The following is a 24280-nucleotide window of genomic DNA, read 5'->3' as shown; positions in this document are numbered from 1 at the left end:
AAAATGACAAGACTCAAAACTTTTACGGGACAAATTACCTTTGGCTTTGGATTTATCTTTTTGTTTTTAACTTCTGCGTTGGCGCAGTTCCAACCCGCACAAATGGAGCGGGCAGAAATTTCTGACCGGCAAGTTTTGGGCCCAAAAGTTGAACAGATGGAGGAAATAGTCGAATTCAGCAAATTCGCACAGACCTTCTTTTCCAACAGTTTGATAACCGCATCGACGTATCCGTTCAGTTTTCAAACAAGTGTCGCGCTTGAAGATATGTCCACCGGCACGACCCTGCTTGTAGGAGCAAGTGCTGATGACACGGCTTCCGCAGTAACAAATATAGGGTTCGATTTTTGGTTTGATGGGGTTCGTTATACGCAATTCTCAGTTAATGCAAACGGTCTAATGCGATTTGGGCCGGTAGTTGTAAGTAACGGTGCAAGCGGACGAATAAATGATTTTGCAACACTGACCGATAATCCGAAGATCTCTGCATATTGGGATGATCTTTGCACCTCGGCAACCGGCAGGGTGCATTCCAAGGTGATAGGGTCGCCCGGTTCACGACGATTGATCGTGGAGTGGCAGAATATGGTTACGTTTGGGACAAGCTGCACGACCGGATTAACTATCGGAACATTTCAAGTTTGGATCGATGAATCTTCGAGTTCGATGACACCCGGCTCTATACATTTTGTATATGGAAACTTAGGTGCAAATTCAACAGCAAACGGCGGTTATGGGGCCGGTATCGGCTCATCTTCGACCTCGTTCGGAAGTGTTACAACGGCAACTGATTCGGTTTCCTACGTAACTTCGGCTAATGCTCAAACTAATGCGATAACTGCTCCAAAAAGTTATGCATTTACTCCGAATGTTCCGATCGCTCCAAGCGGATTGAATTTTACGAGTGTTACACAAACAGGAATGACCGTTAATTGGACAGACAATTCATCCAATGAGTTCGGTTTTGTCATTTACCGTTCTCCTGATGGGAGTAATTTCAGTCTTGTAACGCAAACACTGGCGGATGTTACAACTTTTACAGATACAGGCTTAATTCCCGGAACAACCTACACATACAGAGTCTATGCAGTTACAGAGGGAGCTCTGAGCAGCTTTGTATCAGGAAGTCAGGCAACCGCTGCTCCCGGTTCGGACAGTTGTGCGGGAACTGGCGGAAACTGGAGCAATACGGCAACTTGGGTGGACGGAACGGTTCCAACCGTTGTCGATAACGTAACCATCGGTTCAGGTTGCACCGTGACCGTCGATGTAACGACAGCGACAGCTTTGAATGTTACGGTTCAAAACGGGGGGACTCTTCAATTTATTGATACTCCGGTAAGCACTTTGACAATAGGGCTTAATTTATCAATTAACAGCGGTGGAACAGTGCAATCGGCAGCAACTGGTACCACGACTACCCATCTTTTGTCTGTCGGCGGTAATTTGACAAATGATGGAATATTGGATCTGAGCACGAACAGTGACACGGCAGGTGCGGAACTTCGATTTACCGGAACTTCCAATAACAGCTTTAGCGGCACGGGCCCAACGACCGATTTACGGCTTTTGACGATAAGTAAGGGAACAGGAACGATCGCCCCGACAAGCCCGACGCTCGAGGTTAATTTATCAAATATGAGCGTTCGCGGTTTAGCTACTGGCGGCTCCATAGGTTTCATCAATACGGCAACCTTTAACGGAATTGTTAAATTCTCTGGAACCAACATCTTTTCGAATACTGTATTCCAAACGGCGGGTTACTCAATTCCTTCGACTGCCGGTCTTTGGGTTAATAATCCGAATTTCACGATTAACGGTCAAAACGGTTCGCCGACTTTATTAGGTCTGCTCCGGATGACGCAAGGAACATTCAATATCGGAACAGCTACCGGAAATTCGATGGGCTTTTCAACTGGAAGTATCATTATCATTGAAGGCGGTACGGTTAACGCAACCGGTAGGTTTGGAGTTGGTGCGGCGACCAATGCAATTACCTACACCCAGACGGGGGGGACGATCAAATGCAGCTTTTCGCTTGAAACGCTTGCTGAATGGGAAAGATTGCCGGATGTTCTGACGGATGCAGTTACGAGATCGCTTACCGCGTTTAATACGGCATTCAATAGCAATGCTGACTTGATCGCAAAAGATCTTTCCTCTGCAAAGCGCATCTCTGATGCAGATATCGCGGCAATGGCAGGCAGTTTAGCTAGCGAACTTGAATCGGGTTGGAACGGCCGCTATTTTCATTTAGTAGAGGTCGCCGTCCTTAAACGATTATTAAAGGGACAAGCAGGTTACCTGCCAGAACGGAACAAAGATGTATTCAACACCAAAGTCGCCGAAGGGGCAACGATTCCGGTAGAGGCAGAAGGTGTGGAGTTGATAGAAGTTTCGTAGTCAGAATAATTGCCTGCCGCCAACGGAAGTTTACTCATCCGAATTTCGGAGTTTGGATTCATTCTTCTATAGTTCATATAGATGAGATCGATCTCCATTATCGGCGTCGGACGAATGGGCGGGGCACTGGCGCTTGCGCTTCACTCAGCCGGTTTTCGTATCGTTCAACTCATCCATAGGTCGTCAGCGATCGCCGGGCGGATAGGCCCGGTCGTTCAAGCAGAGGTTGTTCCAGCGGGTCAATTAGATCTTCTGGAGCGGGCAGATGTTTTTATAGTATCAACTGCCGATGATGACCTTGAACTTTCTGCTAGTTGGCTTTCGAGAAGTTTGCAGCCGGCGTCGGTGGTTTTACACACGAGCGGGGCACGAGGTTCAGAGGTATTCAGCCTGCTCGCCGCCATAGGGCATGAGACCGGATCGATGCATCCTCTGATCTCGATCAGCGAACCTTTTGCCGGAAAAGACTCGTTCAGGCGTTCTTATTTTTGCCTGGAGGGAACGGCTCCAGCCGTTGAAGCAGCTCGATCGATCGTCGAAGCTCTAGAAGGCCTGCCATTCAATATCGATACAAGAATGAAGCCGCTTTATCATGCCGCGGCGGTAATGGCTTGCGGCCACTTGACTGCGCTTCTTGACATATCACGAGAATTGAATCGCACCGCCGGTATATCGGAGGATCTCGCTCTTCGAATACTTCTCCCTCTTGTCGAAAGCACCTTGGAGAACATTAAAAGGTCTGGTACTGCAAAAGCGCTGACCGGAAGTTTTGCGCGTGGCGATATTGATACCATCAAAAGTCATTTAGAGATGATCGATGCAACTGGTTTAGAGGACGCTTTTCAGGCATATATATCTCTTGGAAAACGATCTTTACAGCTTGCCGGGGAGAGCGGGCTTCCGCCGAAAGTGGAAACGGACATCCAAGAACTTCTGCATAATGCAGCCAACGATGATGTGGTAGAATAACAATCATCGATATCAGGGAAAGCGATAATGGGCAAGAGAAAGGAAAAATTTGCAGAGGAAAAGGCCATTTTTCTTGAGCATATTCAAAAGTCAGGTTTGAGAAGGACTGCTCAGCGTGATCTGATCCTTGAGATATTTTTGAGCACTGAAGAACATTTGACCAGCGAAGACCTATATTGGCTGGTTCACAAGAAGGATCCTAGCGTCGGTCACACAACGGTTTACCGGACAATGAAACTTCTTACAGAGGCAGGCTTGGCACGCGAGGTTAGGTTCGGGGATAACAAGACTTATTATGAGCATCACTATGACCACGAACACCATGATCATATGATCTGTACCGCATGCGGTAAGGTGATAGAGTTCTTTTCGCCTGAGATCGAGTCTCTTCAAGATCAAATGGCGGACAAATTCGGCTTCAAACCGACGCATCATAGTCTGCGGATGTGGGGTTTCTGTTCTGATTGCAGAGAGGCTTCGGCAACACTTGGTATCGCACCATCCGGGGCACAGCCGCGTGTTCGTGTCAGATCTGTTACAGGCAGTTGAGGTTTTATAAACGGGTAATGGAAGATTGCAGTATCAGGTTTGAGCCATCAGGAGTCGAGGGTATGGTCCCGATCGGGACATATCTTTCGGCTGCGGCAAAACGAATCGGAATTCGTGGGTTCACGTGTGATCCGATGTCGGGCGAGCATGATTGTTCGGTGATCGTCAGTACCGGACCGGAGCTTCTGTCTTCAGTTTCCGAATACGAAAGAGAATTTCTTGGTGACGAAGCGATCGAACAAGGGGATCGGCTTGCTTGTTTCTCTGTTATTGAGAGGGGAGGGGAGATAGTTGTTATGGAAAAGCTTCAAGAAGAGAATGTCGCAAATGAGGAGGTTCAAGAGGAAGCAGATGATTATAAGAAGAAATTTGCTGAAATGCCTCTTGAGAAAAAGATCGCAAACCTCGTCGAACTTGAGGCAATGGCGATGAATGAAACGCTCTCTTTCATCTTCAATTCACCATTCAAAGTTGCAGATAAAGCACTAGATGTTCTTGCTGAATTCGGTTTTCGAAAGGAAGAAGATGAGCGCAAAGCTGCACGGCCTAATGTTTCCAAAGTTTCTTCGAGTAAGCAGAAATCAAAGCCTGATGGCTCAGCGAGCGCTCGAAAGACTGGAAGGAATAAGAAGGATAAGAGCGAAGAAGCTTCAGTATAGTATAACTAGGACATTGTAAGAGTGAACAAGCAAGCATTACAAAAACGGCCCGCCAGCGGCCTTAAGGAGAAAGGCCAGTATCTGATCGCCTTCGGCGTGGTGGCTTCGATGCTTGTAGTCGCCAATATCCCGGTTTTCGTGGTCTTTTTCTTTGGTGTATTCGCGTTTTTTCTTTATAAGATGTTCTCGACAGGCCAACGGAGCGAGGCACGCGAGATCTTTGAATTCTATCTCACAGCCAACGAGATGTTGAGGGAGGACGACCGCCGATGGTATGGCTTTGAAATGCGCGAGGCGATCGACCGCGGCGAGAGTTTGATCCATAGAATGTCGGCGGTGCCGCCTTTAGTTCATTTTTCCTTAGGCGCACTCTACAACAAGGTGGGCGATCATAAGTCGGCCGTCAAGCATTTGGCCCACGTAATTGAGGACCAGAGTGCGGACGAAAGAGCATTCGTCTACCCTACCCCGGAGCTTAAGAACTACGTAAAGATACTCCGAAAGATCGAACGTGACCCCGCGGACGCACCACTGACCTCGGCCGCCGTGCGATCACTCGAACGAGCAAGACGCATCCGCGGCGCGATCTTGTTAGAAGAAAGCCGTACAGCCTTTGCGAATGAGGTCCCGAATCCTGCCGTTCTGCGGCCTTTTGAAGGTGTTAGTGATGAAGATCCTGAACAGGCGCCAGTTGAAAGGTTTAATGGTAATGTCCACGAAGCCTCATTTGGGCAGAACGCAAGGTCTGTTGTTCGTCCGCACAACAGTACCAGTGAGGGCGGGCGCGGGAGAGAATCTGAGAGCGAAGATATTTTCAAGGATCGTAAACCAATATCTGAGGTACTGCACGATATCTACGATTCAAAAAGGGTCTGAACGCCACCTCTATTCCATTCCAAAAAATTTACGTAAAGAGCGGAGCACTCCCTTTTCCCGTTCTGGCTTTGATTGGATTGATTCATCGGGCGCCGACTCGAGTGCAGACCTTCGTTCTTCAACAATATCACTTATAAGTTCAGCCAATTTCGGATTCGCCTTCACTATCGGTTGAAGGTGTTCTTTGCGGATCTGAAGCACTTCTGTTTCGTCCTCTGCGATCACATTTGCAGTTCTGGGTTCACCGGTCAAAAGACCCATCTCTCCGAAAAAATCACCTTTGCTGAGTTCACCGACAGTCCTAATGCTGCTTCCTTGGGGTATCTGGACCTTTACGGAGCCGCGGATGATGACAAACATAGAATTACCATGTTGGCCCTTTCTGACTATCGATTCGCCCGGAGCAAAGATTCTTGCAACCGCCGACCGCGCAAGCTGATGTAATTCATCGTCAGATAACGGAGCAAAAAGCGGAACAGCGGCAAGTTGATCATGCCTTGTATCGGTCAATTCCTCGATCGACTGCTCAACGGGTTTTTCTTCTATGTGGACTGTGCGTGTTGGAAACGCAAAATCGATACCTTCGCGGTTGAACACATACCAGATACGCTGGCGTATCTGGGCATCAGTATCATTGTACCGAACATAATTGTCGCACCAGTATTTGACTTCCCAGTCGATGCCGTTATCGCCCAGATCGCGGATGCGAACGACTGGGCGCATCTTTTGTGAGACATTATCAACGTGTCTTACTGCCTCACGGACAAGCTGCGCGGTTCGGGATGGCGAAGCTGTGTAAACAGTATTGAATCTTACCAGGCGCGCGTTCAGATTGTTCTTTGGAGCCACCTCAATGGTCTCACGGCTCATTACGGCGTTGCTTATGATGATCAGTTTATTTTGGAAGGTCCTGATCTTTATCCCACGCCACGAAACGCTTTCTACGACGCCACTGCCCCGATTGGAGATAGTTACAACATCGCCTACTTGAAAGGGCTGGTCTGCCTGTATTGCAATACCGGCAAATAGATTGCCTAGCGTGTCCTGGAGCGCAAGTCCGACCACGATGCCGAGTATGGTGGATCCTGTAAATAGAGCTCCAAGGTTCACATTCGGATACTCGGACTGGAATATAATGAAGAATGCGACGATGTAAATTACGATCGACAAAACCGTCTTGAGAAGCGATGCGATCTCTGATTGGCTTGACCTTCTGAGTACTGTGCGGAAAAGCAGGATAATGATCATTCGAACGATGATGATCACCATCGCCATTCCGAGAATTACTTTAATCAGATGAAAAATGTTGACGGCTAGAGCTATAGAAGTGCTTGTCAACATTCTGGGGAGAGCCCCATCGCTACGGCTGATGGTCCCGTCTTTATCGATCAAAATTCCGATCTCAGTTGCGAGATAATTCCGGACATACTCTTCGATCAGAGGAAGAACAAAAAGAAGTAGTCCAACGACGAAGGCGGCGAGAATGTGGAAAATTATGCGTTTTCTGAGGTTTTGCTCCATAGGCTCAACCGCCAAAAATATCAGCAATCGTGTTGCCAAGCAATAGCAAAGATAGAGCAGAGACGATGATCGTTACCATCCATGCGATCCAGCGAAAAAGCCGGCTGTTCGCATATTCACCCATTATTTCCTTATTGCTGGACAAATTGACGATAGCTACAAGAATGAAAGGAAGCAATAGACCATTTATGCACTGGGTAAGCACGAGGAGCTTGATCTGCGGGATGCCGGGTATCAGAGCCACAACACATCCAAGCACCATTAACGCAGTAAATATTCCAAGAAAGATCGGGGCCTCACGAAACGATCGCGAGATGCCCTTTTCAAAACCCAACGCTTCGCTGATCGAGTAGGCGGTCGCGAGCGGAAGCACACCCATTGCAAGCATCGCAGCGCCAAAGAGCCCAATTCCAAAAAGATACTTCGCGTAGGCTCCGGCTATTGGAGCGAATGCCTCGGCAGCAGTCGCAGCGGAATCGATCTCCGTTATGCCGTTTACATGGAGAGTTGCCGACGCTGTTATAACAATGAATGCTGCGATAAGACACGCGAAAACAGTGCCGCCAACAACATCGATTCGGGCGATGGTGAGATCGTCCGTATCCATTCCTTTTTCGACAACGGAAGACTGCACGAAAACCTGCATAAAGGGCGTTATCGTGGTTCCTATCAATGCGACCATCGTGAAGAGATAAAAGGTATCAGTGCTGAAGCTTGGAGTAATGAAATGCCGTCCAACTTCCCCCCAATCAGGCTCGGCAAGAAATGCTGATACGAAGTAGCAAAGGAACACAAGGGACATAAGAAGAAACACTCTTTCGACACCTTTTTGTGTTCCTCGGACCACGAGCCACCAGATAAGCGCAGTTACAACCGGAACGGAAATATAACGGGAAATTCCAAAAAGTTCTGACGCCTGGGCGATACCGACGAACTCGGAGATTACAACTCCCGTATTCGCTATAAGCAAAGCCAGCATTACGATCGCTGTAAGCCGTACACCGAAATGCTCCCGGATGAGATCCGCTAGTCCCTGCCCGGTAACGATGCCCATTCTTACACACATTTCCTGAACTATCGCAAGGCTGATCCCGACCGGTATCAAGGTCCAGAGCATCGAATAGCCGAAAGCTGCGCCGACGGTAGAATACGTGGCGATGCCGCTTGCGTCGTTGCCAGAATTTGCGGCGATTATTCCGGGCCCGAGAACGGCGAGATATGCGAATGTTCTATGTTCGAGGAGACGACGACGCAGCCTGGCGCCATAGCGCCGGACACGTTCGGAATAATTCCCGATGCTGAGGATACCCAACATTGTAACTACTATCGCCGTCCATTTGGATACGAATGTTCGACTATAGAACGAAATTGGCCGATTGGAAAGGGGAACGGGAATCCTTTCCATCAATTCCGTGCAGTTTCACAGAATTTTGATGACAAAACATCGAATGATAAAATTCGCTTATGAAAAGATCGCGGTTCACTTACGCTTTGTTCGTTCTTGTATCTCTTGTAATCTCCGCCGTCCTTCTCCCAGTCAGCATTGAAGCACGTATTCCCGCCAAGGCAAAGAATGCTATGGTCGCGTCTCAGCATCCTCTTGCTTCACAAATAGGCCTCGATATTTTTAGAAAGGGCGGTAACGCCGTTGACGCAGCTATCGCTGTTGGACTTGCCCTTGCTGTTGTTTATCCGGAGGCGGGAAATATTGGCGGCGGTGGTTTTATGGTCATTCGAAAGGCGGCCGCACATCGATTCCTCGCCGCCGTCTGCGGTCAGTTTCTCCCAATAATGATCGATCTCTGCCTGATCTTTGCACTGGATCGCGAACGATACAGCTTCGGTGAATTTGAAAAGCGGCCCGCCGTTGAGACCAACAAATTGTTGGCCGTTCAAAATGAAATCAACTGTAAGAGCGGACCCAACAGGGCGGCCCGCGTTTACTGCGGTCGCCTCGTCATATCTTGTTACGGTGCCGATAGTAGAATTCGGAAAGATCGCGACGTAAAAGTTCGCAGCCTCTTCAGCCTCGCCATCGAACCAAAGGAATGGTGTTATCTTTTGCATAAATCCTCCTAATTCTTATTGATCCCGGCAAGATATTCATCCATCTTGTCGAAGCTCGAATTCCATCCCTCAACAACGCCCATATCTTCGTGACGTTTGCGATCCTCTTCAGTCGGATGGCCGATGGTCAAAGTTAGTCGACATCGGTCGCCCAGATCTTCGAATTCGGCCGTCGTTACCATTCCTTCAGGCAGCTTTAGATCCTTTAATGCTTCGATCTTGTCGATCCCCTCGCCAAATTCGTCAGTAGAAACTAGCTTTCTAGGCGGATCGATCTCAAGGAAAACACCCTTTGATGGGTATTCCGTACCGTCCGGCCCTATCATCACGAGGCGCATTTCGCCGCCCTCAAGAAGATCGAGATGGTCGACCCGTGTATCAAATCCCTTTGGACCGAACCATTTTTCAATATGCTCTTTTTCAGTCCACACTTGCCAGACCAGATCGCGCGGTGCGTCGAACTCACGCACGATCACGATGGCATTCTGTTTTGTATTAGTCGCTGTTGTCATTTGTCTCCTTTTTTTCGGATCTAATCTTTTTCAAACCGAGGATCCAATTACCTTTCAGGTAAAAAATCATTTACGATCCAGATAGTCTGCCAGTCGGCTAAATGTATTCTCGAGCCCCTCGATCGCGCCATATTTTTTAACGACCAATTCAAGCATCTCGGCCGAATCCATTACAGTTGTCAGACTGAGTTCAGTTTTCCCATCGATGTCGCGAAACTCGACAGTTGAAATAAAACTCACATCGGCCAGTTCGCCCTCACCGCCCGAATTTCGGTAAACAAGTCGGTTAGGCGGATCTACCTCGATGTATTCAGTAAAGTTCGGATAGTCAACGCCGTCAGGACCATGCATCACATGAATCCATTTACCGCCGGGCCGCAGGTCCATCGATTTCGTCGTGGTCGTAAAGCCATTTGGCCCCCACCAATTCGAGATACCATCCGGATCTGTCCAGGCCTCCCATACAACCTCACGCGGGAAATCAAATACGCGGGTCAAGGCGATCTCCTTACTTTTGTTTTCTTGTTCGTCTGCCATCTTTCTTTCTACTCACTTTGGACTTATCCGATCCTTTTATCGTCTGTGCTTGGAGAACTTTCAGATATGCATCTAGCCGATCCAGGCTTTGTTCCCAGAAGATCCTGTATTGCTCGACCCAATCGGCCGCTTCTTTGAGCGGTTCGGCAACCAGATAACACGGCCGCCATTGTGCCTGCCGCCCACGACGAATAAGATTGGCGCGTTCCAGCACTTTCAGATGCTTTGTGACGGCCGGCATAGTCATCTTCAACGGCCTCGCAAGTTCTGTTACAGAAGCCTCGCCGGACGCCAGCCGAGCCAAGATGGCCCGGCGGGTCGGGTCGGCGAGGGCAGAAAACGTAGCACTTAGCCTGTCTGTTTGTGTTTGCATAATAGGACCAGTTGCCGCTTTTGAGCCGTGTGCGATCAAGCAGCGGCGGACTCCGTCGTATCACCAGCACCTTTCTTTTTGATAACGTAAGAAGCCATCTCTACGACCTTGCCATCCGTAAAGTGATAGATATCGCAATAGCTCCAGTCGCTGGTTTTGCCGTCACCGTCCTTCATGGTCATGTCACCGTAGCAGACGACCGAATCGTCGTTTGCGATCATTCGATCAACCCCGAAAACGGGCGGCTCGGAGCCCGCCATCTCGGACATAAATCCGCGAATGGCATCCTTGCCCTGGACGGTCCGGTCGCCGACCATCGTCCACGAAACCGACTCCGAGCAATTCTCCAAAAAGCCTTCAACGTTATTTGCCGCAAATGCGTCGTTGATCTTCTTTACGATCTCGATGTTTTCTTTTGACATATTTTCTTTACCTCGTTTGTTGTTTAGTTTGTCGGGGGTTGTCCTACATTCACCATCCAGTTAACGCCAAACTTGTCTGTCAGCGAACCCCAGTAATCGCCCCAGAACATATCCTGCAGCGGCATATTTACCTTCCCGCCATCGGCCAGTGCTGCGAATACGCGGTCGGCTTCTTCTCGGCTATCGGGGCTAAAACTGAGGTGAGTATTATTTCCTACTTCAAGTTTTTGGCCCATTGATTCAAGCGAATCGGTCGCCATCAGGATAGCGTTGCCGACCGGCAGGGAAATGTGCATTATCTTTCCCTTCTCCTCTTCCTTGAGTTGCATTTCATCGCAGCCTGGCATCTCGCCGAATCGCATCACGGCGGTAAATTCTCCGCCAAAAACCGAGCGATAAAATTCGAACGCCTCTTCCGTGTTTCCCGCAAAATTCAGGTAGGGATCTAATCGTGGCATTTCATATCTCCTTTGTATTTAAGCGAATGGTTAAGTAACTAAATGGTAAAATAACAGGGCGGCAACAAAATGTCAAACATTCCTTTATTCAAAAAAACAAAAGGCCGCCGAAGTAGCCTTTTTATTTACTTTTTGAAGATAGTTATTTCTTCGGACGTTCGTTTGCTTTAAGTACGCGTTTGCGAAGCCTTATTGCTTTTGGCGTGACCTCGATGAGTTCGTCATCGGCGATAAATTCAAGAGCGCGTTCGAGCGACATTTCACGAACCGGTACAAGCCGCATCGCCTCTTCGGCAGTCGATGCACGCATATTTGTAAGCTTTTTCTCTTTTACGGCATTTACATCCAGATCGACCGCCCGCGCGTTCTCACCGATGATCATTCCCTCATAGACCTTCGTCTGGGGTTTTATGAAAAGAGTGCCGCGCTCTTGCAGGTTGTAGAGTGCGTAAGTTGTGGCCTCACCCATCCGGTCCGAGACCAAAGAACCGGTCGCCCGTGAACGCATCTCACCCTGCCACTTATCAAATCTCAGGAAGAGTGTGTTTAAGAGACCGGTACCTTTTGTTTCAGTAAGGAATTCCCCTCTAAACCCGATAAGCCCGCGGGAAGGCACTTCGAACTCAAGCCTTACGCGTCCAGAGCCATTGTTTATCATCTTAGTCATTTGGCCTTTCCGGCGGCCAAGAGCTTCTGTAACAACACCGATGAACTCCTCCGGCACGTCTATGACCACAAGTTCGACAGGTTCGAGCATTTCGCCTGTTACCTCATCTTTCTTGGTTATGACTTCGGGCTTTGAAACCTGCAGCTCATATCCTTCACGACGCATCATTTCAATAAGGATCGCAAGCTGAAGTTCACCGCGGCCCGACACCTTGAACTGATCTGCAGAATCGGTCTCTGACACACGAAGAGCAACATTTCCCAGAAGTTCACGATCAAGCCTTTCCTTTAATTGGCGGGAAGTTACGAATTTGCCATCCACACCGGAAAACGGCGAGGTGTTAACGCCGAATATCATTGAGATGGTAGGCTCATCAACGGCGATCACCGGTAGCGGCCGTGGGTTCTCTGGAGAGGTGATCGTCTCGCCGATCTCAACATCCTCAAAGCCGGCAAGTGCTACTATTTCGCCAACGCCTGCGTTGTCTGTACTTGAACGTTCGAGACCTTCGAAAACAAAGAGTTCTTTGACGCGTGTTTTCTGGATCGAGCCGTCGCGTTTTGAAACGGCAACTTCCTGATTCTTAGCTATCTCCCCGCTGAAGATCCTGCCAATAGCAAGACGCCCGACGAACTGATTATAGTCAATATTTGCAACCAGTAATTGAAGCGAATCATCACGGATTGCGGCCGGAGCGGGAATCGTTTCAATTACTTGCTCAAATAGAGGCTTTAGTGATCTTGAATCATCGGCCAGCTCTTTTTTAGCAATGCCGTCTCGAGAGATCGAATAGAGTATTGGAAACTCGATCTGTTCATCGTTCGCCCCAAGATCGATAAAAAGATCGTATATCTCATTTACGACCTCTTCGGGACGAGCATCCTGACGGTCTATCTTGTTTACAAGAGCGATCGCCGGAAGCTTTAACTCGAGTGCCTTTCGGAGAACAAAGCGGGTTTGCGGCAAGCAGCCTTCAGCGGCGTCAACGAGCAGCACGATGCCATCTACCATTTTCAGGACGCGCTCGACCTCGCCGCCGAAATCGGCGTGTCCCGGAGTGTCCACGATATTGATCTTGTAACTGCCATACCGGACCGATGTGTTCTTGGCCATTATGGTAATGCCGCGTTCGCGCTCCAGGTCCATTGAGTCCATTACGCGGTCAACAACTTCCTGATTTTCGCGATAGGTTCCGGATTGCTGCAACATTGCATCGACCAGCGTGGTCTTGCCATGATCAACGTGGGCGATGATAGCGATATTTCTGATATATTCGGTCGTGGCCATTGTCTGTATTCACTTCTAAAAGACAAACGGAAATGATGACTGATTGGCTGCAAAAACGCAACTAACACACAACTTATCGTGGTCGTATAGCCTTAGAGCGGGAAAGTGGTAATGGGGATAAAAAATCATAAAACAGACTCAAGGGCTCGTCCTGTATGACTCTTCTTTACGCGAGCGATGTCTTCGGGAGTGCCGGTGGCGACGACTCGGCCGCCGGCGGAGCCACCTTCGGGGCCGAGGTCAATAATATAGTCGGCGGATTTGATGACGTCGAGGTGGTGTTCGATGACGATGACGGTGTTGCCGGTATCGACGAGCTTTTGCAGGACGTCGAGCAGTTTATGAACGTCGGCGAAATGAAGCCCTGTGGTCGGCTCGTCGAGGATGTAGATGGTCTTGCCGGTCGCTCGCTTAGAAAGCTCTTTGGCAAGCTTGATACGCTGAGCCTCGCCGCCGGAAAGTGTTGTTGAAGATTGGCCGATCTTGATGTAGCCGAGCCCCACGTCCAAGAGTGTTTCGAGTTTTTGGCGGATCGCGGGAATGTTCTCCAGTAGCGGCAGAGCGTCTTCGATGGTCGTATCTAGCAGTTCGGCGATCGACAATCCTTTGTACTTCACGGCGAGAGTTTCGCGGTTGTAGCGGTGTCCGCGGCAGACGTCACACGTAACGTAAACGTCCGGCAGGAAGTTCATCTCGATGCGTTTCAGCCCGCCGCCCTCGCACGCTTCGCACCGGCCGCCTTTCACGTTGAACGAAAATCTCCCAGCCTTGTACCCGCGTTGACGCGATTCCGGCAGCATCGCGTAAAGATCGCGTATTGGCGAGAAAAGCCCTGTATACGTCGCCGGATTCGAACGCGGAGTGCGGCCGATCGGTGATTGATCTATTTCAATCACCTTATCAACCAGCTCTAGGCCCTCGATCGAATCATGTTCGAGCGGCTGGATGCTCGATCTATACACGTGTCGATAAAGGGCGGGGTAGAGTATTTCTTCGACCAAGGTAGATTTGCCTGAGCCCGATACGCCAGTTACAACGGTAAACAAGCCCAAAGGAAACTCTACGTCGATATTCTTAAGGTTATGGGCCCTTGCTCCTTTAACAACTAGCCTTTGACCATTTGGCAGACGCCGAAACTCAGGCACTTCGATCTTTATTTCACCTTTTAGATAGCGGCCGGTCAAAGATCGTTCATTCCTCGCAAGTTCCTTTGGCGACCCCTCGCCAACCAATTCTCCTCCATGAGATCCGGCCAATGGGCCGAGGTCAATTACGTGATCGGCGTGTTCAATAGTCTCCTCGTCATGTTCGACAACCAGAACAGTATTGCCCAGATCTCTCAGGTGATGGAGGGTTTCCAAGAGGCGTTTGTTATCACGCGGGTGAAGTCCAATGCTTGGTTCGTCCAATACGTATAGAACTCCACGAAGCTGTGTACCTATCTGTGTGGCAAGTCTGATCCGCTGCCCCTCGCCTCCGGAAAGGGTTGCCGAGGCTCGGTCTAAGGTAAGATAGCCAAGTCCGACAGCATTGAGAAATTCAAGCCGATTACGGATCTCTTTTAGCACAAGTCCCGCGATCTTCTCTTCGCGTGAATTTAGCTTGATCGCCTTGAATTTCTCAACAGCTTCTAAGATCGGCAAAGAGGTATACTCAGCTATTCCGTGGCCGTTGACCTTTACCGCGAGGCTTGCGGCATTTAGCCGAGCCCCATTGCACACCGGGCACGGGACAGGGGCAACAAGCTCCGTCAAAGCCTCTCGTGTCTTCTCTGAGGGCGGAGTTTCGAGTCGTTCTTTCATAGCCCGAAGAGCTCCTTTCCAATCGCTCTCGTATTTATAGTTTCCTTGCCGAAAAGTAAGACGCTTCTTTGTTCCGAAGAGGAATGCATTACGGATCTCTTCCGGCAGACCAGCAAATGACATTTCTATTAAAGCCTTTCCGGCCGTTAGAGCAGTATCATCAGGGGTTTTCTTTTTCTTTCCTCTCTTCCGTGGCTTGGCGTTTGCAGCGGGCGGTTCGAGCTTGTCACCATCAACGTAACGCTCAATTATTGCCATCAATGCTGACCTCAAAAAAGCCGCTCCGGAACGATCTGCACCTCCGAGAAATTCGATCTTTCCAGCTGGTTGATCCGGATCCGGCACAATTTTGTTCACGTCGATCTCCATTACCGTCCCGATCCCTTTATCTTCAGCCAGTCGGGTTTCCTTAGCCGTTCGCGCTGTTTTCGGTTCAAGAATTTCTGAACCAATACCTTCTCTTCGATCATACTCTCTCAAAGCCTTTGTAAATATCTTAGCACTTTGGGACGGCAGATGTCGTTCACTTTGATCACCCTAATACTGGACGATAGGAATTTGCGCTTGACAGCTTTTGTGCCTTCAGGTAATTTAACAAAAGTTCTTTGTAAGCTTTCTTTGGAAAGCATAGAAAGTGGCGATTTAAGGTAACTTGCTCCACTAAAAAAACTGCTAAACACCGCAAGGGAATTTTAAAAGCTCTCGTGCCGTATTTGGCACGAGGGCTTTTTGATTTTTGACGTTAAATATTGTGAGAACAGGCAGGATGGCAGAAACATCATTATCGACCAAATTTGTGCACGCAGGCGAACGTCTTTCGGCACCTGCAGGTGTGCCGGCTGCGACGCCGATATACGCATCTTCGTCTTTCGTTTACGAGCGAGTCGAGGACATCGACCGCATAGTAGAGGGAGAGACCAGCGGCTTTGTTTACAGCCGATATGGTAACCCAACCGTTGCAGCGTTTGAATCGGCAATGGCCGAGCTTGAAGGCGGCAGCTTTGCCTATGCGTTTGGTTCGGGAATGGCTGCAATTCATGCCTCCCTACTTGCGTGCGAGCTATCGCCGGGTTCAGTGATATTGGCCTCAAAAGATCTGTATGGTTCCACTTTTGAACTGCTTCAAACGGTCTTCGGTACATTTGACGTCAAGACATTGACAGAGGATTTCAATAATATCGCAGCATTGCGTGCAAAAGCATATGAGGTGCGGCCATCGGTCATGCTTTGTGAGACGCTTTCGAACCCGCTTCTTAAAGTTTGTGATATTGCTGAGATCGCGGAGATCGCTCAAGAGATCAGTGCACGCCTGATCGTTGATAATACCTTCGCCACGCCGTATCTTTGCCGGCCTCTCCAACACGGGGCCGACTTCGTTGTTCACAGCGCGACCAAATATCTCGGCGGTCACGCGGACGCCACCGGCGGTATAGTGATCGGAAAGGAGGAGTTCGATAAACCTGCTTTGCTCGGAGCATTAACACTTGCTGGCGGCGTGCTCAGCCCATGGGAGGCCCATTCGCTGCTACGAGGCATAAAAACCCTCGGCTTGCGAATGGAGAGACAGTGTGGCAATGCCGAGCGCCTTGCAACAAGGCTTCGTTCGCTTCCGCAGATATCGGAGGTGATCTATCCAAAATTCTTTAACTCCGATCAGAAAGGCACGCTGGCGAGCACCTTCGGCGAGCAAGGATTTGGAGCGATTATTACCATCCGTTTGCTCGACGACACACGAGAAGCTGCATATGGATTTTTGAACTCTCTGAACCTCTGTACACGAGCTGCAAGCGTCGGTGATCTTTTCACGGGAATCGTTCACCCTGCAACGGCAACCCATCGCGAGCTTTCGCCAAGAAAAAGAGAAGAGATCGGCATCACCGAAGGACTGATAAGGATCTCAGTAGGTATCGAAGACATCGAGGATATTTACGCAGATATTGAGCAGGCTCTCAATACATCGATATGTTGTCGAAGTGGTAAATTCTCTTCTCCCGTTGCCTCACCACATTTTCCTGCGATGAATGTTTTCTAATTCTAGGAAGATTGTTGATCGTTCAGCAAAAAAATAAGGACAATATGATCTATCTAGACGAAAATTCGATCTCAGAGATACGTGCACATACCGAGCGTGATTATCCATATGAGTGTGGCGGTATGTTGCTTGGGAAATTTGTCGATGGCAATAAGACCGTAGCGGAGATCTTCCCGCTAGCAAACGCCCGCGAGGCAGCCGACAGACACGACCGAATTCTCATCCTGCCTTCTGACGTGATGCGAGCCGATAAATACGCGCGCACGAAAGGGCTTGATATTGTCGGTTATTACCATTCGCACCCCGACGACACAGCCGAACCTTCACAATACGATCTTGACCATGCCCTTCCGGTTTGGTCCTACGTCATCGTGTCTGTCCTCTCAGGAAAGGCTGCGGACCTGCGTTCGTGGGAAATGGAAGACGACCGGTCGAAATTCAATGAGGAAGAGCTAAAGAATGTGGGCTCCAGGCGGGAGATTCAGCTATTGGGAGCTTGGTGAGAAGAATCAGCTAATGGGTCCGGTTCTCAGTTAAAAGTTTTCAATTATTTAGAAAAGACAAGGAGCATTTGAATATGTCAATAAAGATCAATATACCAACGCCGCTGAGGCCCTTTGCCGGCGGCAATTCAGAAGTGGCGGTCCAGGCAGCAACGGCCGGGGATGCTCTGCTGGAGCTTACCGCGACCTATTCCGAGCTTAGGAAGCATCTTTACAACGATCAGAACAAACTGCGAAATTTTATAAACATCTACGTCGGCGATGAAGATATTCGCCATTTGAACGGCATAGATACCCTGATCAAGGATGGAGAGTCGATCACAATAGTTCCGTCGATCGCCGGAGGGAGTTCGGTAGCTCAGGCCCGCGTCGCTGAGTCACTGCCGGAACTTTCAAATTCTGAGATAGCTCGCTACTCTCGACATTTGATATTGCCGGAGGTCGGGCTTGATGGTCAACGAAAGCTGAAAGCCGCTCGTGTACTTACAGTAGGAACGGGCGGATTGGGTTCACCGCTTGGATTGTATTTGGCAGCGGCAGGTGTCGGGACGATCGGAATAATCGATTTTGATGTCGTTGATGAATCAAATCTGCAGCGGCAGATAATTCACGGCACAAAGGATGTCGGTCGAGCAAAGATCGAATCTGCAGCTGATCGCCTTCAGGACATAAATCCCAACACGAAGATCGAGAAATTTGAGACGCGGCTTACAAGCGAGAATGCACTCGAACTGTTTCGCGATTTTGATCTGATCGTTGATGGGACCGACAATTTCCCGACGCGGTATCTCGTAAATGATGCTTGCGTTCTCGCGGGCAAACCAAATGTATATGGTTCGATCTTTCGGTTCGAGGGGCAGGCAAGCGTGTTTTGGGCTGAGCGCGGAGCCTGTTATCGTTGCTTGTATCCTGAGCCGCCGCCGCCGGGATTGGTTCCTTCGTGCGCAGAAGGCGGCGTTCTTGGTGTTTTGCCCGGAATTGTTGGAACGATCCAGGCAGCAGAGGTAATCAAGATCATTCTCGGAGCGGAAGGTATCCTTCTTAATAGATTGCTTCTATTTGATGCGTGGAAAATGGCTTTCCGCGAGCTGAAACTCAGAAAAGATCCGAATTGCTCTTTATGCAGTAAAAATGCGACCATTAACGCATTGATCGATTACGAGGAATTCTGCGGCCTAAAACCCGCTATAGAGGAGACACCAAAATTGGAAGAGATCACTGCAACCGAATTAAAAGCCCTTATTGACGGCAAGGATGGTATCCAGATAATCGATGTTCGTGAACAATTTGAATACGACATTGCCCGTATACCTAATACAAAGCTTATCCCGCTTGGTGAGGTAGTTAACCGCATTTGTGAGATCGAGAAGGACAAGACGACCGTAGTGCATTGCAAAGGCGGTGTGAGGAGCGCACGAGCGATCGAGTTATTGAAAGCCGCAGGATTCGAAGGGCGTTTGATAAATCTTCGTGGCGGCATTACAGCTTGGTCGAACGAAGTCGATGCATCAGTTCCCAAATACTGAGATCTAATAACGAACTGAAAGACCGATGATTGCCGGGTCATCATCCGAGCAATTATCGGCCTCTCAATTCAAAACGGAGATCAAGCTGAAGCTTTGCCTGCGGCATCTGATAGCCGCGAATTAACTGTATCCCAGTTAATATTGGCGAAAAACGCTTCAATATACTTGGGTCGATCGGCAGGAGCATAGTCCTTGATAAAGGCGTGCTCCCAGACATCCATTATCAGTATCGGTTTATAGCCCGCGACGTTGCCGGTCTCATGGAGATTGATCCAGTGATTTGATATCGAGCCGTTTGATGGATCTTGGTATGTCGCAGCCCAGCCCACGCCTCGCATCTTGCCGGTATTCACGAAATCTGCCTTCCAGACCTCATAGCTGCCAAAGCTTTCCTCAGCGGCTTTGATGAATGCCGAATCCTTCGAAGGGTCGCCGGTACCGTTCTTCACCATATTATCGAAGTAGTATTCATGAAGCACCATTCCGTTGTATTCAAAACCGAAGCGGCGCTTCAGCTCACTGAACGCAGCGGTCTTGGTCGCATCCAGCTCCCCGTCCTTGATCATCTCCGCGATTTTTTCGTTGAGTACGTTGGTATTGGTAACGTATCCCTCGTAGAGCTTAAAATGCATTGCGAGCGTTTCATTAGAAATGCCCGTCAGGTCGCTGAGGTCGAAAGACCTTGCTTTATAAACAGTATTGAGTCCCATAGTATTTCTCCTCGTCTAAGATCAGTGCTGTAAGACCATTATAGCAGATGACCAAAAACTCTACTCCTCGGGCCGAGTTCCGGGATCCATACCGGTCGTGCTAGCCTGGTTAAGCACCTTTATATGCATATCACTGGCGATGCGGATCTGGCATGAAAGACGTGTATTTGGGGCCAGATCACCTTTTGTTGCCAAGATATTTCGTTCCGCCTCGCCCATTTCGCCCGCTTCCCCGGAAATGACCTCTACGCGGCACGTTGTACAACGTGCGTTTCCGCCGCAGCGGTGCAGAATGTCAACGCCGTTATCTTCAAGGCACAAAACAAGCTTGCGGCCATCCTCGCATTCGAATGTAGTGCTTCCGGTTGCTATTTCCGCAGTTATTGTTGACATAATTTGTTGGTTGATCTCCTAGTTTACTGTATTGTCAGTAGATAAATATAGTTGAGATGTTAAGGGTCAAAGGATCATCCTCCGATCTTGACCTTTTCACGAAACTGGTTGATCGCGACATAAACCACCTCGGCTTCGGTGACTTTCACTTTCTGTCCCTGACTGCCGAATCGTTCCGCCTCGACAACGACATGAACAGTTATAGAGGTATTCCCGACCTTAAGCGTCTCGGCGTAAAAGCTCACAAGGTCGCCCATAAATACAGGTTCGTGGAAGATGACCTCCTTCATTGCAACGGTAACGAAACGATCATGTTTTGTGTGGCGAACAGCTTCAACGCCGCCAGCAACGTCGATATAGCTTAGAATTATCCCGCCGAAGACCGTACCATGAGCATTCGTGTCACGCGGCATCATTGTTAGTCTGATCGCGGCATCACGCTCGGTCATAGAAGTGTTCAATGTGTCTTTTTCCATTTAGTTCATCTTGCGAACAGTCCATTCGCGAATAGCTTCCCTAAGTTCGTTCAAGTGATCGTCGAAAAAGTGGCCGCAGCTTTTGAATACTATCAATTCCGCGTCAGTATTGTCCGAGACCTTCTCATATAATTCTCTAAGACTGTTTTCTGCACCAAATTCATCGCTGTCGCCGTGGACAAAAAGGATGGGTTTTCTAACTCCGGTCAAGAATTCATAATCACCATACTTATCGACCGGCGTTCCGATGCTTATCAATCGCTTTACTCTGTCGTCGTTCATTCCCGCGGCCATTCCCGTCCGGGAACCGAACGAGAATCCGGCAAGCGTAAGATCGGCATCGGGATCTTCGTCCATCACAAAATCGACAACTGTACGCACATCCTCCATTCCCCCCTCGATCTCAGAATGAACCCCTGTTGAAGCCCCGACACCGCGAAAGTTAAACCGGATCGTTTTCAAACCAGCATCGGACAATCCTGCGGCTGCCCTGAATACGACCTTGTTATGCATAGTGCCGCCGCCAAGCGGATGCGGGTGGCAGACGATGCCAACCCCTCTTGTTGCATCTGCCGGTTCCTTGATGATCGCTTCCAAGCGCCCGTGAGGTGCGGGTATAAAAAGATTCCCTTTCGGATACATCAGTAAACTTCTGATTCTAAATTTTGATGTTGGTTTCCGCAATCGGGTAATTAGATAATTCCTTTACCTTCGTGTTACTTTTTTCATTTGATCAATGGGGGAATTGAGTTAATTTTCTAGTCTATAAATGGAAGATAAACACGCTGAAATCGCAGAGTTGGGGGAGACACAAAGCCTGCCGATCGAGGACAAACATATGCCCAAGCCCAAGTGGCAGGCATATCTGGAGACCGAGGAGGCCACTCGAATGGTCTATCTTATCTTCGGACTTGTGGCCATCGCCATGACGATGTCTTTCTTGCAGTTTCGGACATCGGCCATTTGCTGCGGAGATTGGGACGGCTACTACCACATTCGCTGGTCAGCACTGCTCTGGGAAAGCCTTTCAAGCGGAAAATGGCTTCCGGATTTTGTCTGGCTTCCGCTAACGGTCTTGAATCCCGCGGATTACAACGATCATCACTTTCTTTTCCATTTGCTTCAAATACCGTTTCTTTGGTTCTTTGAGCCAGTGATGGCGGCTAAGGTCGCGGCAGTAGTTTTTGCCACGCTCGCGATATTCTCGGTCTATTGGCTGTTGCACCATTACAAGGTCGATCATCAGTTGCTATGGCTCGGCGGCATCCTTACCTGCGCCAATATGTTCTATTACCGAATGAACATGGCAAAGGCTCCTCCACTGACCATCATTTTCACTATCGCGGGGATCTATATGCTGTTCGAACGTAAGTATGTGTGGCTCCTGCCGCTGATGTTTGCGTTCGTCTGGACTTATAGCCTGTTCCCTCTTTTATTCATTGCGGCCGTGATCTGGGCGGCGATAATCGGCTGGAACGAACGGAAATTCGAATGGCAGCCGATCGCTTATACTGGCCTTGGAATGATCGCAGGCAATATAATAAACCCTTATTTTTCCGCTGAGCATAGGACGGGCCCCCAAACATCAAGAAGAACAACGTTGCGGAAATGATCGATCTTAGTGTCATGACGAAACTCCAAAACCACAGGCCCTAACTACTTAAGACGTTCTAAATCGGTGCGAAGTTGTGCGGTTTCTGGATCTTAAATCCCAGCCTTAACGATATCGTGCAGCCGCAGCATGCCAACACATTTTCGGGATATATTGAGAACTGGCAATACCGATATTTGCGAAGGTCGGTCCTCCATTATCCTAAGCGCGTCATAGGCAAGCATCTCGTCGGTAACGGTAATCGGTTCTGCGGTCATCATTTGTTCAGCAGTTAACGTCAAAAGTTCATCTGCAGGTGTCCGCTCAATGGTTCTTCGCAGGTCACCATCCGTAACAATACCGACCAGATGATCATCCCCACCAACAACATTAACAGCTCCGAGTGCGCCGTCCGAGATCGCCTTTACTACGCCAAGCCATCCGGTTTCTGGAGATACATTGGGACTTGGCTGCATCAATGAACCCACGCGCATTGTAAGACGCTTCCCAAGCCTTCCCGCAGGATGATTCATTGCAAAATCTTCGGCGGTAAGACCTTTTGCTTCCATTAGTGTCATCGCCAAAGCATCACCAATGGATAGGGCAACCGTAGTGGATGTTGTTGGAGCTAGGTTCAGGGGGCAGGCTTCCTTATCTACGGAGGCATCCAGCGCAATATCAGCATTGCGAGCGAGCGTCGAGTTAAGATCGCCAACGATCGCTAATATTTTCACCCCGCGGGCTCGCAATGGCGGAAGTAGTGAGTTGATCTCGTCCGTTTCTCCGGAATTGCTCAACGCGATGACGACATCGCCTTTGGCGACAATGCCGAGACTTCCGTGCAGAGCATCAGAAGGATGGAGGTAAATGGCGACCGTACCGGTTGACGTCATCGTCTGCGCGATCTTTTGAGCGATAACTCCGGACTTGCCGACCCCAAGAACTATAACCTTTCCGTTACAGTTCAATATAAGATCAATACTTCGTTCGATATCTTCAGCGACGAGTCTGTCTGCCGCTCGAACGACCGATGCCGCTTCAAGCCTAAGTAAGTCCGAAACCTTTTCGAAATGGCTTCCCACGTTTCGAATTTTGCGATTTCTTTTTACTTTAATCAAGAAACAAGGAGAAAGAAGCTATTCCATTCCAACCCTTAGTAGATAACAATCTTTCATCAATTATCAATCAAGGACTTCTCCGGACAATTTTTCAATGTGTGCAGTTGAAGACGGGCTCTTTCAAAAATATCTAAATTTGCAGGGATTTAGGGATTTGATGATAACATTGTCCAAATCAGTAAAAATGCCAAATCTATTCGAAACTGTAATTGATGGTGAGTAGGTAATACTATTATTATTTTCGCCATTTGCTAGCCACACTGTGGAAAGTTTAAAATCCTTGTTAGTGTGCACCCTTAGCTCAGTTGAATAGAGCGTCTGACTTCGGATCAGAAGGTCGCAGGTTTGAGTCCTGCAGGGTGTACCAGATAAGTTTAGGGCGTCTCGCAACGTGCGTGACGCCCTTTTTCTTCCTCTCCTGTCACGCAAGGAAGCTATTACGCCGCCAAGTGCCACCGCATTCATGGCATTAGTTGCGACATTTGCAGTATCGGAGCTCAAGCTGCGTAGGGAATAAGGAGAGCTGCCGATATTTTGTCTTGGGGACAGCGTTGTATATCCGCCTGCACCCGCCTGCCGAACGCGTATCTCCAAAAACCTCGGATCGCCGGGGAAAACGTTGCCAAAATCCAGCGTAACGGTAAAATTTCCATTCGCTACAGCCACGGAACTGCGCGTTAGTGGAGATCCGACCTGGCTCCCGCCGCTTGCTGAGTTGAACAATGCAAACTCGAAGTCATATTTCCCAGACGCCGGGTTATTGTTAAAATTCAGTTGGCCTTGATAGGTAAAACTGGTCGACTGTGCAAAGTTTGTAACCACCAAGGAA

At 49.0% G+C, this 24280-nt stretch carries 24 protein-coding genes, 1 tRNA gene and 2 pseudogenes; 12 read left to right on the top strand and 15 right to left on the bottom strand.

The window, feature by feature from the left end; all coding sequences use genetic code 11:
* Nucleotides 1-3 precede the first annotated feature (3 nt).
* The 5 genes from JVX88_RS08430 (at nt 4) to JVX88_RS08410 (ending at nt 5456) form a co-directional block, all read left to right on the top strand.
* Nucleotides 4-2403 carry a fibronectin type III domain-containing protein gene (locus JVX88_RS08430; protein WP_211626890.1) on the top strand — a complete coding sequence of 800 codons (2400 nt, stop codon included), beginning with the start codon at nt 4-6 and terminating at the stop codon, nt 2401-2403.
* An 81-nt stretch (nt 2404-2484) separates the two neighbouring features.
* Nucleotides 2485-3372 (top strand): Rossmann-like and DUF2520 domain-containing protein, encoded by an 888-nt coding sequence (locus JVX88_RS08425; protein ID WP_211626889.1) that lies wholly within the window; start codon nt 2485-2487, stop codon nt 3370-3372.
* Between the two features lie 27 nt (nt 3373-3399).
* Nucleotides 3400-3921 (top strand): Fur family transcriptional regulator, encoded by a 522-nt coding sequence (locus JVX88_RS08420; RefSeq protein WP_211626888.1) that lies wholly within the window; start codon nt 3400-3402, stop codon nt 3919-3921.
* A gap of 134 nt (nt 3922-4055) precedes the next feature.
* A complete protein-coding gene (locus JVX88_RS08415) occupies nt 4056-4580 on the top strand; it encodes a hypothetical protein (RefSeq protein ID WP_211626887.1) in 525 nt (174 codons plus the stop codon).
* Nucleotides 4581-4601: 21 nt separating this feature from the next.
* Nucleotides 4602-5456 (top strand): hypothetical protein, encoded by an 855-nt coding sequence (locus JVX88_RS08410; RefSeq protein ID WP_211626886.1) that lies wholly within the window; start codon nt 4602-4604, stop codon nt 5454-5456.
* Nucleotides 5457-5465: 9 nt separating this feature from the next.
* On the opposite strand, the gene JVX88_RS08405 is transcribed toward JVX88_RS08410, so the two are convergent.
* Complete coding sequence (locus tag JVX88_RS08405; protein WP_211626885.1) at nt 5466-6977, bottom strand: mechanosensitive ion channel family protein; 1512 nt, start codon at nt 6975-6977, stop codon at nt 5466-5468.
* A gap of 4 nt (nt 6978-6981) precedes the next feature.
* On the bottom strand, nt 6982-8382 hold the full coding sequence (locus JVX88_RS08400; RefSeq protein WP_211626884.1) for an NRAMP family divalent metal transporter: 1401 nt from the start codon (nt 8380-8382) through the stop codon (nt 6982-6984).
* Nucleotides 8383-8441: 59 nt separating this feature from the next.
* Between JVX88_RS08400 and JVX88_RS41780 the strand changes: the two are divergent.
* A pseudogene (locus JVX88_RS41780) lies at nt 8442-8672 on the top strand (hypothetical protein); the annotation flags it as partial.
* On the opposite strand, the gene JVX88_RS38135 reads toward JVX88_RS41780, so the two are convergent.
* The 8 genes from JVX88_RS38135 to uvrA all read right to left on the bottom strand — a co-directional run bounded on the left by JVX88_RS38135 (nt 8583) and on the right by uvrA (nt 15582).
* Entirely contained in the window at nt 8583-9044 is a 462-nt protein-coding gene (locus tag JVX88_RS38135; protein WP_315875325.1) for a VOC family protein, read from the bottom strand. The pseudogene JVX88_RS41780 and the gene JVX88_RS38135 sit on opposite strands and share 90 nt — an antisense overlap.
* 8 nt (nt 9045-9052) lie before the next feature.
* Nucleotides 9053-9556 (bottom strand): SRPBCC domain-containing protein, encoded by a 504-nt coding sequence (locus tag JVX88_RS08390; RefSeq protein ID WP_211626882.1) that lies wholly within the window; start codon nt 9554-9556, stop codon nt 9053-9055.
* Between the two features lie 66 nt (nt 9557-9622).
* Nucleotides 9623-10093 carry an SRPBCC family protein gene (locus tag JVX88_RS08385; protein WP_211626881.1) on the bottom strand — a complete coding sequence of 157 codons (471 nt, stop codon included), beginning with the start codon at nt 10091-10093 and terminating at the stop codon, nt 9623-9625.
* Nucleotides 10065-10466 (bottom strand): ArsR/SmtB family transcription factor, encoded by a 402-nt coding sequence (locus tag JVX88_RS08380; protein WP_211626880.1) that lies wholly within the window; start codon nt 10464-10466, stop codon nt 10065-10067. Before JVX88_RS08380 ends, JVX88_RS08385 begins: the two co-directional genes overlap by 29 nt.
* A gap of 35 nt (nt 10467-10501) precedes the next feature.
* Nucleotides 10502-10888, bottom strand: coding sequence for a nuclear transport factor 2 family protein (locus JVX88_RS08375; protein WP_211626879.1), 387 nt, complete (start codon nt 10886-10888; stop codon nt 10502-10504).
* A 23-nt stretch (nt 10889-10911) separates the two neighbouring features.
* The gene (locus JVX88_RS08370) at nt 10912-11346 is read right to left on the bottom strand and encodes a VOC family protein (protein WP_211626878.1); all 435 of its coding nucleotides are present in this window, start codon (nt 11344-11346) and stop codon (nt 10912-10914) included.
* 142 nt (nt 11347-11488) lie between these two features.
* Nucleotides 11489-13300, bottom strand: a complete 1812-nt coding sequence (gene typA / locus JVX88_RS08365; RefSeq protein WP_211626877.1) for a translational GTPase TypA — start codon at nt 13298-13300, stop codon at nt 11489-11491.
* 125 nt (nt 13301-13425) lie between these two features.
* Complete coding sequence (gene uvrA / locus JVX88_RS08360; protein ID WP_317134615.1) at nt 13426-15582, bottom strand: excinuclease ABC subunit UvrA; 2157 nt, start codon at nt 15580-15582, stop codon at nt 13426-13428.
* Nucleotides 15583-15868: 286 nt separating this feature from the next.
* Here uvrA and JVX88_RS08355 point away from each other — a divergent pair, with 286 nt between their 5' ends.
* The 4 genes and pseudogenes from JVX88_RS08355 (at nt 15869) to moeB (ending at nt 19163) form a co-directional block, all read left to right on the top strand.
* Nucleotides 15869-17134 (top strand): trans-sulfuration enzyme family protein, encoded by a 1266-nt coding sequence (locus JVX88_RS08355; protein WP_211626876.1) that lies wholly within the window; start codon nt 15869-15871, stop codon nt 17132-17134.
* A 44-nt stretch (nt 17135-17178) separates the two neighbouring features.
* A complete protein-coding gene (locus tag JVX88_RS08350; protein ID WP_211626875.1) occupies nt 17179-17637 on the top strand; it encodes a Mov34/MPN/PAD-1 family protein in 459 nt (152 codons plus the stop codon).
* A gap of 74 nt (nt 17638-17711) precedes the next feature.
* A pseudogene (locus JVX88_RS42965) lies at nt 17712-17972 on the top strand (MoaD/ThiS family protein); the annotation flags it as partial.
* A gap of 45 nt (nt 17973-18017) precedes the next feature.
* Nucleotides 18018-19163, top strand: coding sequence for a molybdopterin-synthase adenylyltransferase MoeB (gene moeB, locus JVX88_RS08345; protein ID WP_317134657.1), 1146 nt, complete (start codon nt 18018-18020; stop codon nt 19161-19163).
* A gap of 80 nt (nt 19164-19243) precedes the next feature.
* Here moeB and JVX88_RS08340 read toward each other — a convergent pair whose 3' ends face one another.
* The 4 genes from JVX88_RS08340 to JVX88_RS08325 all read right to left on the bottom strand — a co-directional run bounded on the left by JVX88_RS08340 (nt 19244) and on the right by JVX88_RS08325 (nt 21384).
* Nucleotides 19244-19873, bottom strand: a complete 630-nt coding sequence (locus tag JVX88_RS08340) for a superoxide dismutase (RefSeq protein ID WP_211626873.1) — start codon at nt 19871-19873, stop codon at nt 19244-19246.
* A 60-nt stretch (nt 19874-19933) separates the two neighbouring features.
* Entirely contained in the window at nt 19934-20266 is a 333-nt protein-coding gene (locus tag JVX88_RS08335) for a 2Fe-2S iron-sulfur cluster-binding protein (protein WP_211626872.1), read from the bottom strand.
* Between the two features lie 74 nt (nt 20267-20340).
* A complete protein-coding gene (locus JVX88_RS08330) occupies nt 20341-20742 on the bottom strand; it encodes an acyl-CoA thioesterase (protein ID WP_211626871.1) in 402 nt (133 codons plus the stop codon).
* The gene (locus tag JVX88_RS08325; RefSeq protein WP_211626870.1) at nt 20743-21384 is read right to left on the bottom strand and encodes an alpha/beta hydrolase; all 642 of its coding nucleotides are present in this window, start codon (nt 21382-21384) and stop codon (nt 20743-20745) included.
* 127 nt (nt 21385-21511) lie between these two features.
* On the opposite strand from JVX88_RS08325, the gene JVX88_RS08320 reads away from it, so the two are divergent.
* The gene (locus tag JVX88_RS08320) at nt 21512-22354 is read left to right on the top strand and encodes a hypothetical protein (protein ID WP_211626869.1); all 843 of its coding nucleotides are present in this window, start codon (nt 21512-21514) and stop codon (nt 22352-22354) included.
* A gap of 92 nt (nt 22355-22446) precedes the next feature.
* On the opposite strand, the gene JVX88_RS08315 is transcribed toward JVX88_RS08320, so the two are convergent.
* On the bottom strand, nt 22447-23415 hold the full coding sequence (locus JVX88_RS08315) for an SIS domain-containing protein (RefSeq protein WP_263975478.1): 969 nt from the start codon (nt 23413-23415) through the stop codon (nt 22447-22449).
* A gap of 326 nt (nt 23416-23741) precedes the next feature.
* Here JVX88_RS08315 and JVX88_RS08310 point away from each other — a divergent pair.
* A tRNA-Arg gene (locus tag JVX88_RS08310) sits at nt 23742-23818 on the top strand.
* Nucleotides 23819-24280 lie beyond the last annotated feature (462 nt).

The sequence above is a fragment of the Leptolyngbya sp. 7M genome, from assembly GCF_018128485.1.
This window is presented reverse-complemented; position numbering and strand designations above follow the sequence as displayed.

What these genes read in the sequence shown, in the direction of transcription:
- JVX88_RS08390 (WP_211626882.1), bottom strand. Translation starts at nt 9,556, where the DNA reads ATGACAACAGCGACTAATACAAAACAGAATGCCATCGTGATCGTGCGT.
- JVX88_RS08325 (WP_211626870.1), bottom strand. Translation starts at nt 21,384, where the DNA reads ATGTATCCGAAAGGGAATCTTTTTATACCCGCACCTCACGGGCGCTTG.
- JVX88_RS08320 (WP_211626869.1), top strand. Translation starts at nt 21,512, where the DNA reads ATGGAAGATAAACACGCTGAAATCGCAGAGTTGGGGGAGACACAAAGC.
- JVX88_RS08380 (WP_211626880.1), bottom strand. Translation starts at nt 10,466, where the DNA reads ATGCAAACACAAACAGACAGGCTAAGTGCTACGTTTTCTGCCCTCGCC.
- JVX88_RS08335 (WP_211626872.1), bottom strand. Translation starts at nt 20,266, where the DNA reads ATGTCAACAATAACTGCGGAAATAGCAACCGGAAGCACTACATTCGAA.
- JVX88_RS38135 (WP_315875325.1), bottom strand. Translation starts at nt 9,044, where the DNA reads ATGCAAAAGATAACACCATTCCTTTGGTTCGATGGCGAGGCTGAAGAG.
- JVX88_RS08370 (WP_211626878.1), bottom strand. Translation starts at nt 11,346, where the DNA reads ATGCCACGATTAGATCCCTACCTGAATTTTGCGGGAAACACGGAAGAG.
- JVX88_RS08340 (WP_211626873.1), bottom strand. Translation starts at nt 19,873, where the DNA reads ATGGGACTCAATACTGTTTATAAAGCAAGGTCTTTCGACCTCAGCGAC.
- typA (WP_211626877.1), bottom strand. Translation starts at nt 13,300, where the DNA reads ATGGCCACGACCGAATATATCAGAAATATCGCTATCATCGCCCACGTT.
- JVX88_RS08330 (WP_211626871.1), bottom strand. Translation starts at nt 20,742, where the DNA reads ATGGAAAAAGACACATTGAACACTTCTATGACCGAGCGTGATGCCGCG.
- JVX88_RS08375 (WP_211626879.1), bottom strand. Translation starts at nt 10,888, where the DNA reads ATGTCAAAAGAAAACATCGAGATCGTAAAGAAGATCAACGACGCATTT.
- JVX88_RS08405 (WP_211626885.1), bottom strand. Translation starts at nt 6,977, where the DNA reads ATGGAGCAAAACCTCAGAAAACGCATAATTTTCCACATTCTCGCCGCC.
- JVX88_RS08400 (WP_211626884.1), bottom strand. Translation starts at nt 8,382, where the DNA reads ATGGAAAGGATTCCCGTTCCCCTTTCCAATCGGCCAATTTCGTTCTAT.
- JVX88_RS08385 (WP_211626881.1), bottom strand. Translation starts at nt 10,093, where the DNA reads ATGGCAGACGAACAAGAAAACAAAAGTAAGGAGATCGCCTTGACCCGC.
- JVX88_RS08430 (WP_211626890.1), top strand. Translation starts at nt 4, where the DNA reads ATGACAAGACTCAAAACTTTTACGGGACAAATTACCTTTGGCTTTGGA.
- JVX88_RS08415 (WP_211626887.1), top strand. Translation starts at nt 4,056, where the DNA reads ATGTCGGGCGAGCATGATTGTTCGGTGATCGTCAGTACCGGACCGGAG.
- JVX88_RS08425 (WP_211626889.1), top strand. Translation starts at nt 2,485, where the DNA reads ATGAGATCGATCTCCATTATCGGCGTCGGACGAATGGGCGGGGCACTG.
- JVX88_RS08420 (WP_211626888.1), top strand. Translation starts at nt 3,400, where the DNA reads ATGGGCAAGAGAAAGGAAAAATTTGCAGAGGAAAAGGCCATTTTTCTT.
- JVX88_RS08355 (WP_211626876.1), top strand. Translation starts at nt 15,869, where the DNA reads ATGGCAGAAACATCATTATCGACCAAATTTGTGCACGCAGGCGAACGT.
- JVX88_RS08350 (WP_211626875.1), top strand. Translation starts at nt 17,179, where the DNA reads ATGATCTATCTAGACGAAAATTCGATCTCAGAGATACGTGCACATACC.